Origin of the sequence: Paenibacillus sp. FSL H7-0326 (genome assembly GCF_001955535.1) — a bacterium.
In the GTDB taxonomy this organism is placed as follows: Bacteria; Bacillota; Bacilli; order Paenibacillales; family Paenibacillaceae; genus Paenibacillus; species Paenibacillus shunpengii.
In genome coordinates this window covers 584,966-598,383 of record NZ_MPVN01000001.1, presented here as the reverse complement: position 1 = coordinate 598,383, position 13,418 = coordinate 584,966, and the positions used below count along the sequence as shown (strand labels likewise).

The following is a 13,418-nucleotide window of genomic DNA, read 5'->3' as shown; positions in this document are numbered from 1 at the left end:
ATATTGCAGAATCTAGGTAAGCAACCTTTTTGTCGAATGACGACAGAAGGGTTGCTTTTTGTCTTTTTATAACAGATTTACTCATTCGTTTAATGATCAGGGAGGTTTAGTCTATTGGAATCTAGATATTTATTACTTGGGCTGCATGAAATTGATGGGATTGGAAGAAAGACGATAAATAAGCTGCTCTCAAGTGGAAATTTACATACGGACATGCTAAAATACGAAACTCAGGACTGGATTCAGACTGGAATGAAGAAAGACCAGGCGCTCAAAATAACCGAGCGCTTCTCCGAAGCATGGATTGAGGAGAGACTTCATGCCTTATCGAAGGGGCGTACCCAATTTGTAACTTATCTTGATGAGGATTATCCTGTTTTCATGAAGGAAACGCCAGACCCTCCTCTTGTGCTATATCTAAAAGGAGAGGTGAGCTTGCTGCATCATCCTTCGATTGCCATGGTAGGAACCCGAGTGCCCTCAGGCTATGGCAAAAAGGTAGGGGAGATTCTAGCTTCAGAGCTCTCTAATGCAGGCTACACGATTGTTAGTGGTCTTGCCCGAGGCATAGACAGTATCTGCCATGAAGCAGCCTTGAAGGCAGGAGGAACGACCATTGCTGTATTAGGGGGAGGCTTCTCCCATATCTATCCGACGGAGAATCATACCCTCGCGAATCACATAGAGAAACAAGGCTTGCTGGTCAGCGAGTATCCGCTCCATATGCAGCCTCGACCCGGGCTCTTTCCACAAAGAAATCGAATTATTGCCGGACTTACCTATGGAACGCTGGTTGTAGAAGCGGATATTCGGAGCGGCTCCTTAATTACAGCAGATGCTGCACTTGAGGCGGGAAGAGATGTGTTTGCTGTGCCGGGCATGATTACTTCACCCAAGAGCCAGGGAACACTGAATCTGATTAAACAAGGCGCCAAGCTGGTTACTTGCGCAGAGGATATTAATGAAGAATACGCACATCTAATTAAGCCGACAATCCAGGAGAGGATCGCTGCTACGGGAAGCGAATCAGATCTGAAGATGATGCCAAGCTTGAGTTCCGAGGAACAAATGATATATGATTTGCTGGAGGCAGGTCCACTGACTTTGGATGAACTGGTGGGCAAACTCTCATTCGATTTTGGACATTTGCATTCAGTTCTGTTATCTTTAATCATAAAAAAGCAAATCATGCAATTACCTGGTGCTATATATAAGTTAATATAGATTCCTGTGGCGTTATAAATTACATCCGCCATAGGTGACATGTAGGGCTATATTGTGAGAGGAGGATGAACCTATGGCGGATTCACTTGTCATCGTGGAATCCCCGTCGAAAGCAAAGACAATTGGTAAGTATTTGGGCAGCAAGTATATTGTCAAAGCGTCGATGGGCCATGTCCGCGATTTGCCGAAGAGTCAGACCGGCGTAGAAGTGGAGAATGATTTTAATCCTAAATATATTACAATCCGCGGAAAAGGTTCTGTGCTGAAAGAACTTAAGGACGCATCTAAAAAAGTGAAAAAAGTATATCTGGCAGCTGACCCCGATCGTGAGGGTGAAGCAATCGCTTGGCATTTGGCTCATGCTCTGGATCTTGACCAAACCGAGAGCTGCCGGGTTGTTTTTAATGAGATAACGAAGCAGGCAGTCAAGGATGCCTTCAAGACACCTCGCAAGATTAATATGGATCTTGTCAATGCACAGCAGGCAAGACGTATTTTGGACCGGCTAGTAGGCTACAAGATCAGTCCACTTTTATGGAAAAAGGTGAAGAAGGGTCTATCTGCAGGTCGAGTTCAGTCTGTAGCTGTCAAAATTATTCTGGATCGTGAGGACGAAATTAACGAATTTGTTCCGGAAGAATATTGGAGCATTACGGCGAGACTGGAAGCTGACGGAAGTCCGTTTGAGGCAAAGTTCCATCAGCTTCGTGGTGAGAAGACGGAGCTCAGTAATGAAGAGCAAGTGAAAGAAATACTTAAAGAAATAGAAGATAAGGATTATGTCGTAACAGAGGTCAAAGAGAAAGAGCGCACGCGCAATCCTTCGGCTCCTTTTACAACTAGTTCTTTACAGCAGGAAGCGGCTCGTAAATTGAATTTCCGTGCAGCAAAGACGATGTCAGTAGCTCAGCAGCTATATGAAGGGGTTGAGCTTGGCAAGGAAGGCACGGTTGGTTTGATCACTTATATGAGAACAGACTCCACACGTATCGCACAGTCTGCTCAAGAGGAAGCCAAGGAATATATCACAGGTAAGTACGGCGAATCCTTCGTTCCGGAAACATTCAGACAATATTCCAAGAAAAATGCAAATGCGCAGGAAGCGCATGAGGCGATTCGCCCAACCTCTGTATTGAGAGATCCGGATTCAGTGAAAGCATTTACAAGTCGTGATCAATTCCGTCTATACAAGCTGATTTGGGAACGATATGTGGCGAGTCAGATGGCTTCAGCTATTCTTGATACCCTGTCTGTTGATATTGCAGCAGGAGAGGCTTCTTTTCGTGCTACAGGCTCCAAGGTTCGCTTCCATGGTTTCATGAAGGTCTATGTTGAAGGCAACGACGATGGCACCACGGATGAAGAGAAGCTCCTGCCTCCACTAAAGAGCAGGGATAAGCTTATTCATAAAGAAATTGAGCCGAAGCAGCACTTTACACAGCCGCCGCCTCGATATACAGAAGCAAGACTCGTCAAGACGATGGAAGAACTGGGCATCGGAAGACCGAGTACGTATGCTCCAACGCTGGAGACGATTCAGAAACGTGGTTATGTCGCAATTGAAGACAAGAAATTTATTCCGACAGAGCTTGGTGAGCTGATTAACGAGCAGATGGAGCAATTTTTCCCTGAAATTGTCGATGTGGAGTTTACCGCTCATATGGAAGAGGATTTGGACCATGTTGAAGAAGGATCTGAGGACTGGGTTAAAATATTGGCTGAGTTCTATAAATCCTTTGAGAAGAGATTGCATGTAGCAGAAGAAGAAATGAGTGAGATCGAAATCCAGGATGAGGTATCCGATGAGATCTGTGAGAAATGCGGCAAACCGATGGTATATAAATTTGGCCGATTTGGTAAGTTCCTGGCATGCTCTGGATTCCCGGATTGCCGCAATACCAAGCCGATTATTAAAAATATCGGAGTAACCTGCCCGACGTGTAAAGAAGGACAGGTCGTCGAGCGCCGCAGTAAAAAGGGCCGGATCTTCTACGGCTGTGACCGATATCCTGAATGTGATTTTGTCTCGTGGGATAAGCCTTCACCAAAACCTTGTCCTAAATGCGATTCGTTGATGGTAGAGAAGAGAAACAAGCAAGGCACAAGACTGCAGTGTACTTCCTGCGATCATACAGAACCGGTCGAGGAAGCGGACGAAGCGGTCGAAATTTAAAACATAAAAATAATGGATTAACCGGTAGTACGGGCTGCAGCTTTCTGTATCCAAGACTCTGATATAGAGTCCTGGATACATGCAGCGAGGGGGTAAATATGAACGAGAAACAACAAGTAACGGTAATTGGTGCAGGACTGGCAGGAAGTGAAGCTGCTTGGCAGATTGCTAAACGAGGGGTACCGGTAAAGCTGTATGAAATGAGACCGGTCGTAAAGACGCCTGCCCATCACACGAATAAATTTGCTGAGCTGGTGTGCAGTAATTCACTAAGAGCGAATGGACTGACGAATGCTGTAGGTGTATTAAAAGAAGAAATGCGTATGTTGGATTCACTGGTAATTGGCTCCGCCGATCGGAACGCTGTCCCTGCTGGTGGTGCACTGGCTGTTGACCGGGATGGATTTTCTGGTGAAATCACGAATACACTGCATGAGCATCCGCTGATTACAGTGGTGAATGAGGAGATCCAGGAGATTCCAACGGATGGCATTGTCGTTATTGCGACAGGTCCTCTGACTTCCCCTGCATTGTCCACACAGATTAAAGATCTGATGGGTGAAGAATACTTCTATTTCTACGATGCGGCCGCACCGATTGTAGAGAAAGAATCCATTGATATGAACAAAGTGTATTTAGCATCCCGTTATGACAAGGGAGAAGCGGCTTACCTCAATTGCCCAATGAATGAAGAAGAGTTTGATCGTTTCTACGATGCTCTGATCGCCGCTGAGGTTGCTGAGCTTAAAGAGTTTGAGAAAGAGATTTATTTTGAAGGCTGCATGCCGATTGAGGTTATGATGAAACGCGGTAAACAGACAGCGTTATTCGGACCGATGAAGCCTGTGGGTCTAGTTAATCCGCATACGGGAGAGCTCCCTTATGCCGTTGTCCAGCTGCGCCAGGACAACGCGGCAGGAACGCTGTATAATCTGGTAGGCTTCCAAACGCATCTGAAATGGGGAGAGCAGAAGCGTGTGTTCGGTATGATTCCAGGTCTTGAGAATGCAGAATTTGTGCGTTATGGGGTCATGCATCGTAATACCTTTATCAACTCTCCAAAATTGCTTGAGCCTACGTATCAGTTCAAGAATCGGAGCAATCTGTTCTTTGCTGGTCAGATGACAGGTGTAGAAGGTTATGTGGAATCTGCAGCTTCAGGACTGATTGCGGGTATGAATGCTGCGAATCTGGCACTAGGCAAAGACCTGACGACGCTGCCCGTAGACAGTACGCTTGGAAGTATGGCGAACTACATTACGACAGCTGATTTCAAACACTTCCAGCCGATGAATGCGAACTTTGGACTATTACCGAAGCTGGAACAGAAAATTCGGAACAAGAAGGAAAAGAATGAGGCACTGGCGAATCGTGCGTTAGACAGCATAAGACGTTTCAAGCAAGAGCAAGGTCTCTCCACAGTGCAATAGCGACATCTTGAGGAAAGCCCGGTAAGTCTCTCAGCGACGTGCCGGGTTTTTACCATATACGAATCAAGGGAGGTAGCAATTATGGAAACTACATTTCATGCGACGACGATCTGTGCGGTGCGTCATCATGGCAAGGCGGCCATCGCGGGAGATGGACAGGTTACGATGGGTCAGAGTGTGGTAATGAAAAATACAGCGAAGAAGGTCCGGAGATTGTACCGCGGACAGGTTGTTGCAGGCTTTGCTGGTTCTGTAGCTGATGCCATCACTCTGTTTGAGAAATTTGAAGGCAAGCTTGAGGAGCATCATGGCAATCTGCAAAGAGCTGCGGTGGAACTCGCCAAGGATTGGCGTCAGGATCGTGTGCTGCGCAAGCTGGAGGCGTTAATGATCGTAATGGACAAAACGGGCATGCTGCTTATATCTGGAGGCGGGGAGATTATTGAACCGGATGATGACATTCTAGCCATCGGGTCAGGCGGCAACTATGCTCTTGCAGCTGCAAGAGCTCTGAAGCGGCATCCGGGTGAGCTTGAAGCAAAGGATATGGCTCGTGAGGCTTTGGTTGTAGCTTCCGAGATTTGCGTGTTTACGAACAGTAATATTATCGTTGAAGAACTGTAAACTCTGAATAGGAACAGGAATAAAAGGAGGTATGTAAATAATGAACGAAGCTTTTACTCCCAGACAAATTGTCGCTGAGCTGGATAAGTACATCGTTGGTCAGAAGCAGGCCAAGAAGTCCGTCGCTGTTGCCCTCCGTAACAGATATCGTCGAAGCAGGCTGCCGGAAGATGCCCAGGATGAAATTGTGCCAAAGAATATACTGATGATTGGACCTACAGGGGTAGGTAAGACGGAAATCGCTAGACGGCTCGCCAAGCTGGTCGGTGCTCCATTTGTAAAAGTAGAAGCTACTAAATTCACCGAGGTAGGTTATGTCGGACGTGACGTCGAATCGATGGTTCGAGACTTGATTGAAACTTCGATCCGGATTGTCAAATTGGAGAAGACGGAAAAGGTCAAAGACAAGGCTGAGGAAAATGCGAATGAGCGTATTGTGCAAATCCTTGTCCCGTCGGCTAACAAATCAAAAAATCAAAAAAATCCTTTTGAAATGCTGTTTGGCAATCATCAGCAGACACAGCAAGAGGAAGATCCGGCACAAGATGCCTCTATCCATGAACGCAGACGTAAAGTGAAATTTGAACTGCTGGCCGGCCAGCTTGAGAATGATACGATCGAGATTGATGTTGAGGATAATGCACCTAACATGTTTGATATGTTTGCCGGTCAAGGAAATGACCAAATGGGCATGAATATGCAAGAGATGTTTGGTAACTTCCTCCCGAAACGTACTAAGAAACGCAAGCTGCCCATCAAGGAAGCACGTAAAGTCCTTATTCAGGAGGAAGCGGGCAAGCTTATCGATATGGATGATGTGACACAGGAATCGATTCGGCGTGCGGAGCAGTCCGGTATCATTTTTATAGATGAGATCGATAAGGTAGCAAGTCGTGGACAAGGATCAGGGCCAGATGTGTCCCGTGAGGGCGTTCAGAGGGATATTCTTCCTATCGTTGAAGGATCGACTGTAATGACCAAATACGGGCCTGTAAAGACGGATTACATCCTGTTTATAGCTGCAGGTGCTTTTCATGTGTCGAAGCCGTCAGATCTCATTCCGGAGCTCCAAGGACGCTTTCCTATTCGGGTAGAACTCAGCAGTCTATCTCTGGATGATTTTGTATCTATCTTGACAGAACCGAAAAATGCGCTGACCAAACAATATGTTGATCTGCTGAAAACCGAGGACATCGAGATTGAATTCTCTCCAGAAGCTATTCGGGAGATTGCGAACATCGCAGAATCCGTCAACCTGAATACGGAGAATATTGGTGCTCGTCGTCTACATACGATCTTGGAGAAGCTGCTTGAGGATCTGTCCTTTGAAGCGCCGGAACTCACCTTAGAGAAGATGACAATTACACCGGAATATGTAAGAGAGAAGCTCGGTGGAATTGCGAAAGACCGTGATCTAAGTCAGTATATTTTGTAGAATTAAGACTCTTTATAGAGAATTTCTCTGTAAAGAGTCTTTTTGTGTGCGCATTTTCATCTTAGTGCAATTCTATACTTGTTTTGTGGTAAAAATCCAACCAGTCTCCAAGTCAAATATGACAATAAATGCGGTTTGTCGCGCTTTTTCCTCCTAAAGTATCATATCGTTTTTAGTGAAATCTTAAAATCGACCTATCTGAAATTAAGAATTTTTTATGAAAATATACAGCTAAGAATGGGACTATATTTTCATGAGAATGTACATATTTTGAAAATTATACATATTAAGTCCTTGTTTTTGGCAAAAGATAGGGCTTTTTTCTTATTGTAATAAATGCCCAACTCTAAGAAACTTAGAATATACGACAAATAACTTATTATTTCTACTAAAGACCTAGGAAAAGAGTAAAGTTCAGATTTATTTGTCGAAATTATTTGAACTAGGTCTCATTTTTCAAATGGTAATAGTTTAAATATTCTGGAAGGAGAGGACGAGGATTAATCTTCTGAATGATGTAAGCTTTCGAACATTGCAAGCAGGAATTGATGCAGCTAACGTCAGACAACTTGCGATTACTAATAATATAGCGAATAGTGACACTCCTTATTTCAAACGTTCAGAGGTTCACTTCGAGCAGCTGCTTGCACAGGAAATGCAAGGAACACCGACTTTAACTGGAAGACGTACGAATGAGAGACACATACCCATTGGTCCTAGTTCTTTCATTCCAGCAGCTGTCACAACCACCGATAACAGTACAGCTATGAGCAATAATGACAACAATGTTGACGTAGATAAGGAAATGAGTCTTTTGGCGGAAAATCAGCTGCGGTATAACTCTTATATTCAATTGGTGAATGAACATATCAAGATTATGCGCACTGCAACCGAAGGGAGATAGATCATAAGTGAACATCAGTAAGAGCTTTGATATCAGTGCTTCTGCATTAACTGCTCAGCGGCTTCGCATGGATGTGATTTCTTCGAATATAGCGAACAGTGAAACGACAAGAGCAAAGATCGAGAATGGTGAAGCCGTTCCATACAAGCGAAAAATGGTTGTACTCGAGTCCAATCAGCCCAGCTTCAAGCAGATGCTAGACAATGAGATGCAAGGCGGAAATGTGGGTCAGGGAGTTAAAGTCGCGGCGATTGAAGAGGACACGGCACCACTGAAGCCGGTATACAATCCGACACATCCGGATGCAAATGCAGAAGGGTATGTGTACATGCCTAACGTGGATACAACAAAAGAAATGGTAGATTTAATAGGTGCATCAAGATCCTATGAAGCAAACGTTACTGCCCTTAATGCTTCCAAAGCCATGGTGATGAAAGCACTGGAGATCGGACGTTAGAAATAAGCTAGAGAAAAATGATGTGAATACATAATCGTGAAGATAATGGGAGGGAAAATCGTGATCGAAAATACGATGTTTAAAGCTTCAGCTATCCAAACCCCTAAGGTTAACATGACACAGGGCAATTCGACCCCAACAGAAACCATCAATCAATTCTCTTCCTACCTTGAAGATGCAATCACTCAAGTGGCAGATCAAGAAAAACATGCGAGCGAAATGTCAACCGAGTTTGTACTTGGCAACGTAAATGTTGATCAGGTTATGGTCGCATCACAGCAGGCTCTCCTAAGTCTGCAACTGACAACCCAAGTTCGAAACAAGGTAATCGAGGCCTACCAGGAAATCATGCGGATCCAAATGTAGTTTATGTTTATAGCAAAGTTTCGGATGAGGTGACACAGTGAACGAAAGAATTGCCCAATATAAGGACAAGGTTTCCGCGTATTGGAACAAATTTACGAAAAAACAAAAAGTAATGTTAATTTCGACCGTCTTATTCCTGATCATTGCGATTGTGGTTCTAACGATACAGTTCTCCAAGACGGAATATGAGGTTGCGTTTACGGGGCTGGATGCAGGAGATTCTGCTGGAGTAATCAGCTATTTGGAATCAGGTAATATTCCGTTTCAATTGAACGCAGATGGCTCTGAAATTTCCATACCAAGTACCCAAGCGGCTCGTGTAAAAGTCGATGTCGGCTCCCAAGGTTTGATTCAGAATGGATCGATCGGATATGACATCTTTGAGCAGGGCTCGTCAGCAATGGGTATGACGGACAAAGAATTCCAAGTAAAGTATGCCAATGCTTTTAATGGTGAAATCGAGCAGATGCTATTAGGTATGCAGGGGATATCTGAGGCTAAAGTCCTAGTTAATCTTCCAAAAGAAAGCTTGTTTGCATCATCAGCTCAAGATAGTGCTTCCGCATCTGCGGTGCTTCAATTTCAACCAGGGTATCAGCCTTCGCAGGCGGCCGTTGACGGATATTTCAATTTGCTGAAAACAGCTGTTCCACATCTGCCAATTGAGAATATTACGATTTCAACAGATCAAGGCGAGGAGCTCGTACCTACGGAGCGCGGTGGTGGAAGTGTTCTCGGTGAAGTGCAGGAGAACATGCAGCTTCAGAAGCAATATGAAGAGGACATTGAGAAAACAGTCAGAGAGTTTTTGACGGGTATTACAGGCAGCAGTAATGTTGACGTGCTTGTAACATCTAATCTGAACTTTGACAAGGTCAATGAAACGCAAAATCTCGTTACTCCTGTAGATGAAGAAAATATGAGGGGGATCGAAATCAGCGTCCAGGATATTCAAAGCAGTTATACTGGCGGAGGTTCTGCTGATGGCGGAGTTGCTGGCACTGGAGAAGAAGATGTCGTCAATTACCCGGCAGCCGATGCTTCCACCACAAGTGGTGAAGAAAGCTCTTCTGTCATCAATTACGAAGTGAACCGCATTGCTAAAGAAATCGTACAGAGTCCATACGTTGTTAAAGATTTAACCATTAATGTAGCAGTTGAATCACCTGGTAGTCCAAATGATGATCAAGACGATGAAACATCAGACACCACGGAACAGATCAGAGAGGTGCTTAAAAATATTGTCAGATCCTCATTGTCGAACTCAGGGGTTGAATATACTGAAGACCAAGTGACTCAGAGAGTATCTGTCACTGAGAAACCAGCACAAGTGCAAGAAGCGGAACAAACCGGAATTCAGCTCACATCAGGCATGATCTGGGGGCTGGCTGCAGCCGCTGCATTACTGCTTGCTGGCGGTGGATATTTAATATACAGAAGACGGCGCAACAAGGAAGAAGAGTTCGAAGAAGATATTCCGCTCCAGGTTCCTACAGAGTTCCCGTCCATTAATTTGGAAACAGTCACGAATGAAAGCCAAGTGCGCAAACAGCTGGAAACACTCGCCAAGAAGAAACCAGATGAATTTGTTAACCTGCTTCGTACATGGCTAGCTGATGAATAGAGGTGAACGAGTTGGTTAAGCAGGGGAACGGATTAACAGGCCGGCAGAAAGCCGCCATATTGCTTATAACATTAGGACCTGAAGTGTCTGCGCAGATCTTCAAGCATTTGAGAGATGAAGAGATCGAACAATTGACGCTGGAAATTGCCAATGTTCGTAAGGTGGATTCAGGAGAGAAAGAATTGATTATGTCCGAGTTCCATCAAATTTGCTTGGCTCAAGAGTATATCTCGCAGGGCGGCATCAATTATGCCAAGGAAATTTTGGAAAAAGCACTCGGATCACAAAAAGCACTGGAGGTTATCAATCGTCTAACCGCTACACTTCAGGTCAGACCGTTTGATTTTGCTCGTAAAGCGGATCCGAATCAAATTCTTAACTTCATTCAGAACGAGAGCCCGCAGACTATTGCGCTAGTACTGTCCTATCTGCAATTTGAGCAGGCAGCAGCCATTCTGTCCTCGCTTCCGCAGGACAAACAGGCCGATGTCGCAAGACGCGTAGCCGTCATGGACAGCACTTCTCCTGAAGTCATTTCACAAGTGGAACGGGTTCTGGAACAGAAGCTGTCTGCAACGGTGACTCAGGATTATACTAATGCCGGCGGTATTGAATCCATTGTTCAGATTCTAAATGGTGTCGATCGGGGAACAGAGCGTACCATTCTCGACTCTCTCGAAATTCAAGATCCAGAGCTTGCAGAAGAAATTAAGAAACGGATGTTTGTATTTGAAGACATCGTTAATGTGGATAACCGTTCAATTCAGCGCATTATCCGTGATATCGACAATGCCGATCTGCAGCTTGCCCTTAAAGTGGCGAGTGAAGAAGTGCGTCAAGCGATATTCACGAACATGTCGAAACGCATGTCCGAAACGTTCAAGGAAGAGATGGAGTACATGGGTCCTGTAAGGCTTCGTGATGTGGAAGAAGCACAGACTCGAATTGTCGCAACGATCAGAAGATTGGAAGAAGCTGGTGAGATTATTATAGCTCGCGGCGGAGGAGATGATATCGTTGTCTAATTTGATTAAGTCCTTCCAATACGTCCCGGTGGATACTCACAAACAGCTGAGACCTGTTCATGAGTATGGAGATAAGCTGCAGGAGGAACAAATTACGGACAATTTGGATGTTACTTCTCATATCGGTCAACAGCCGAGTGTTGATGAGGAAACGCTAAAACTAAAAGAAGAAATGCTTCATAATGCGAAAGAATTTGCAGAAAGGCAGATTCGTGAAGCGGCAGAAGAAGCGGAACGGATGCTGCAGGAGGGCAGAGCTCAGATCGAGGCCTGGTGGGAAGAAAAAAGATTACAGGATGAGCATTTAGTTGAGGCGCTGCGCTCCGAGGGTTTTAAACAGGGATATGACGAAGGGTGTGACAAAGCACAGAAGGAGCTTCAGGAGCAAGTGGAGATTAAGATGCTTGAAGCTCAAGCAGTGCTAAATGAAGCATACCAAGCGAAGGACCAGATCATCCAGGAAGCAGAGCCCTTCCTCGTTGAGCTCAGCAGTGCGATCGCGGAGAAAATCATTGACAGACAGCTGACTGAGGATACGGATCTCATGCTCGATCTGATCAAGAAGAATCTATCTCGCAAACGAGAGCAAGGGGTCATTACTCTATGTGTCGCTCCATCCCAGTTCTCCTTTGTTCAAGCAGCGAGAGAGGAATTGAGCTTCGCAATTGATTCTCAAGCCGAGCTGAAGATATTGCCTGACGCTTCTGTCAAGGACCGTGGCTGTGTTATCCGTTCAGCATACGGAAGTGTGGATGCAAGAATAGATACCCAATTGACGGAGATCAAGAAGGAATTGATCAGAGTCGCACTTGATCAGGAGGAGCGAGGACAGTATGAAGGTGCTTAGCTCACACAGATATATTGATCAGCTCAAACATTTGGATCCGATTCGCATTAATGGAAAAGTAACGCAGGTGATCGGGCTGATGGTGGAGTCGGAAGGTCCAGACGCCAGCATAGGGGATGTATGCCTCATCTATCCCAGCCAGTCATCGACACCTTTGAAGGCTGAGGTTGTCGGGTTTAGAGACAATAAAGTGCTTCTGATGCCGCTTGGAGATCTGCAATCCATCGGCCCTGGATGTGATGTCGTAGGTACAGGAAAACCGCTGAATGTACAGGTGGGATCTGAGCTGCTAGGAAAAGTGCTGGATGGGTTAGGTCAGCCGCTGGATGGATCATTAATACCCGCGAGAATGCAGCATTATTCCACCTCTAGTACGCCCATTAACCCGCTCAATAGGCCGAGAGTTCAAGAGCCGATAAGCATTGGCGTTCGGGCTATCGACGGTCTGCTCACGATTGGTAAAGGCCAGCGTGTAGGTATTTTTGCCGGATCCGGGGTAGGGAAAAGTACACTTATGGGTATGATCGCAAGAAATACATCAGCTGATGTGAATGTCATCGCACTGATTGGAGAGCGCGGACGTGAGGTGCTCGATTTCATTGAGCGGGATTTGGGACCAGAAGGATTGGAACGGTCTGTTGTCATCGTTGCGACCTCGGATCAGCCTGCACTGGTGAGGATTAAGGGGGCGCTCATTGCGACAACCATTGCAGAGTACTTCCGAGATCGAGGCATGAATGTGATGCTGATGATGGACTCTGTTACGAGATATGCGATGGCCCAGCGGGAGGTTGGTCTAGCCGTTGGGGAACCGCCCGCTATGAGAGGTTATACCCCGTCTGTATTTGCGAGTCTCCCTAAATTGCTGGAAAGAGCGGGTACAGGACCAACGGGCTCAATCACTGCTTTTTATACCGTGCTGGTAGATGGTGACGATATGAACGAACCGATTGCCGATGCGGTCAGAGGGATTCTCGATGGGCACATCGTGCTCAATCGGGGCATTGCCAACAAAGGGCATTTCCCAGCCATTGATGTGCTGGCGAGTATAAGCCGGGTGATGAAGGACATTGCCCCCCGCGATCAGATTGAGGCTGCCGAAAATATAAAGAGACTGATGTCCGTGTTCAAGAACTCGGAGGATCTGATTAACATAGGTGCTTATCAAAAAGGCTCTAATGCGGAAATTGACGAGTCTATCGACCGAATCGGAGATATTTGGGATTTTACTCGCCAAAAAGTAGATGAGAAGACGAATTTGGACGAGGTTATGCAGAGATTGATTACAGAATTTTCGAGGAGATGAACA

General features: G+C 45.5%; 12 protein-coding genes. All 12 read left to right on the top strand.

Translation table 11 applies throughout. The annotated features are described in order from the left end of the window. Positions 1-114: 114 nt before the first annotated feature. The 12 genes from dprA (at position 115) to fliI (ending at position 13,415) form a co-directional block, all read left to right on the top strand. Entirely contained in the window at positions 115-1,224 is a 1,110-nt protein-coding gene (gene dprA, locus BK126_RS02625) for a DNA-processing protein DprA (RefSeq protein WP_076311156.1), read from the top strand. Positions 1,225-1,297: 73 nt separating this feature from the next. Next, entirely contained in the window at positions 1,298-3,397 is a 2,100-nt protein-coding gene (gene topA, locus BK126_RS02620) for a type I DNA topoisomerase (protein WP_076311155.1), read from the top strand. Between the two features lie 98 nt (positions 3,398-3,495). Continuing rightward, the gene (gene trmFO, locus BK126_RS02615) at positions 3,496-4,827 is read left to right on the top strand and encodes an FADH(2)-oxidizing methylenetetrahydrofolate--tRNA-(uracil(54)-C(5))-methyltransferase TrmFO (protein ID WP_076311154.1); all 1,332 of its coding nucleotides are present in this window, start codon (positions 3,496-3,498) and stop codon (positions 4,825-4,827) included. A gap of 81 nt (positions 4,828-4,908) precedes the next feature. Next, positions 4,909-5,451, top strand: a complete 543-nt coding sequence (hslV, locus tag BK126_RS02610) for an ATP-dependent protease subunit HslV (RefSeq protein WP_047909727.1) — start codon at positions 4,909-4,911, stop codon at positions 5,449-5,451. 40 nt (positions 5,452-5,491) lie between these two features. Next, positions 5,492-6,886 carry an ATP-dependent protease ATPase subunit HslU gene (gene hslU / locus BK126_RS02605; RefSeq protein ID WP_076311153.1) on the top strand — a complete coding sequence of 465 codons (1,395 nt, stop codon included), beginning with the start codon at positions 5,492-5,494 and terminating at the stop codon, positions 6,884-6,886. A gap of 499 nt (positions 6,887-7,385) precedes the next feature. Beyond that, the gene (flgB, locus tag BK126_RS02600) at positions 7,386-7,790 is read left to right on the top strand and encodes a flagellar basal body rod protein FlgB (RefSeq protein ID WP_076311152.1); all 405 of its coding nucleotides are present in this window, start codon (positions 7,386-7,388) and stop codon (positions 7,788-7,790) included. A 7-nt stretch (positions 7,791-7,797) separates the two neighbouring features. Next, complete coding sequence (flgC, locus tag BK126_RS02595; protein ID WP_076311151.1) at positions 7,798-8,247, top strand: flagellar basal body rod protein FlgC; 450 nt, start codon at positions 7,798-7,800, stop codon at positions 8,245-8,247. Between the two features lie 60 nt (positions 8,248-8,307). Continuing rightward, positions 8,308-8,613, top strand: a complete 306-nt coding sequence (gene fliE / locus BK126_RS02590) for a flagellar hook-basal body complex protein FliE (RefSeq protein ID WP_076311150.1) — start codon at positions 8,308-8,310, stop codon at positions 8,611-8,613. Between the two features lie 37 nt (positions 8,614-8,650). Next, positions 8,651-10,237, top strand: a complete 1,587-nt coding sequence (fliF, locus tag BK126_RS02585; RefSeq protein ID WP_076311149.1) for a flagellar basal-body MS-ring/collar protein FliF — start codon at positions 8,651-8,653, stop codon at positions 10,235-10,237. A gap of 11 nt (positions 10,238-10,248) precedes the next feature. After that, positions 10,249-11,262, top strand: a complete 1,014-nt coding sequence (gene fliG / locus BK126_RS02580) for a flagellar motor switch protein FliG (protein ID WP_047909723.1) — start codon at positions 10,249-10,251, stop codon at positions 11,260-11,262. After that, positions 11,255-12,109 (top strand): FliH/SctL family protein, encoded by an 855-nt coding sequence (locus tag BK126_RS02575; protein WP_076311148.1) that lies wholly within the window; start codon positions 11,255-11,257, stop codon positions 12,107-12,109. Before fliG ends, BK126_RS02575 begins: the two co-directional genes overlap by 8 nt. Then, the gene (gene fliI / locus BK126_RS02570) at positions 12,096-13,415 is read left to right on the top strand and encodes a flagellar protein export ATPase FliI (RefSeq protein ID WP_076311147.1); all 1,320 of its coding nucleotides are present in this window, start codon (positions 12,096-12,098) and stop codon (positions 13,413-13,415) included. Before BK126_RS02575 ends, fliI begins: the two co-directional genes overlap by 14 nt. Positions 13,416-13,418: the final 3 nt, after the last annotated feature.

What these genes read in the sequence shown, in the direction of transcription:
- topA (WP_076311155.1), top strand. Translation starts at nt 1,298, where the DNA reads ATGGCGGATTCACTTGTCATCGTGGAATCCCCGTCGAAAGCAAAGACA.
- trmFO (WP_076311154.1), top strand. Translation starts at nt 3,496, where the DNA reads ATGAACGAGAAACAACAAGTAACGGTAATTGGTGCAGGACTGGCAGGA.
- hslV (WP_047909727.1), top strand. Translation starts at nt 4,909, where the DNA reads ATGGAAACTACATTTCATGCGACGACGATCTGTGCGGTGCGTCATCAT.
- hslU (WP_076311153.1), top strand. Translation starts at nt 5,492, where the DNA reads ATGAACGAAGCTTTTACTCCCAGACAAATTGTCGCTGAGCTGGATAAG.
- fliI (WP_076311147.1), top strand. Translation starts at nt 12,096, where the DNA reads ATGAAGGTGCTTAGCTCACACAGATATATTGATCAGCTCAAACATTTG.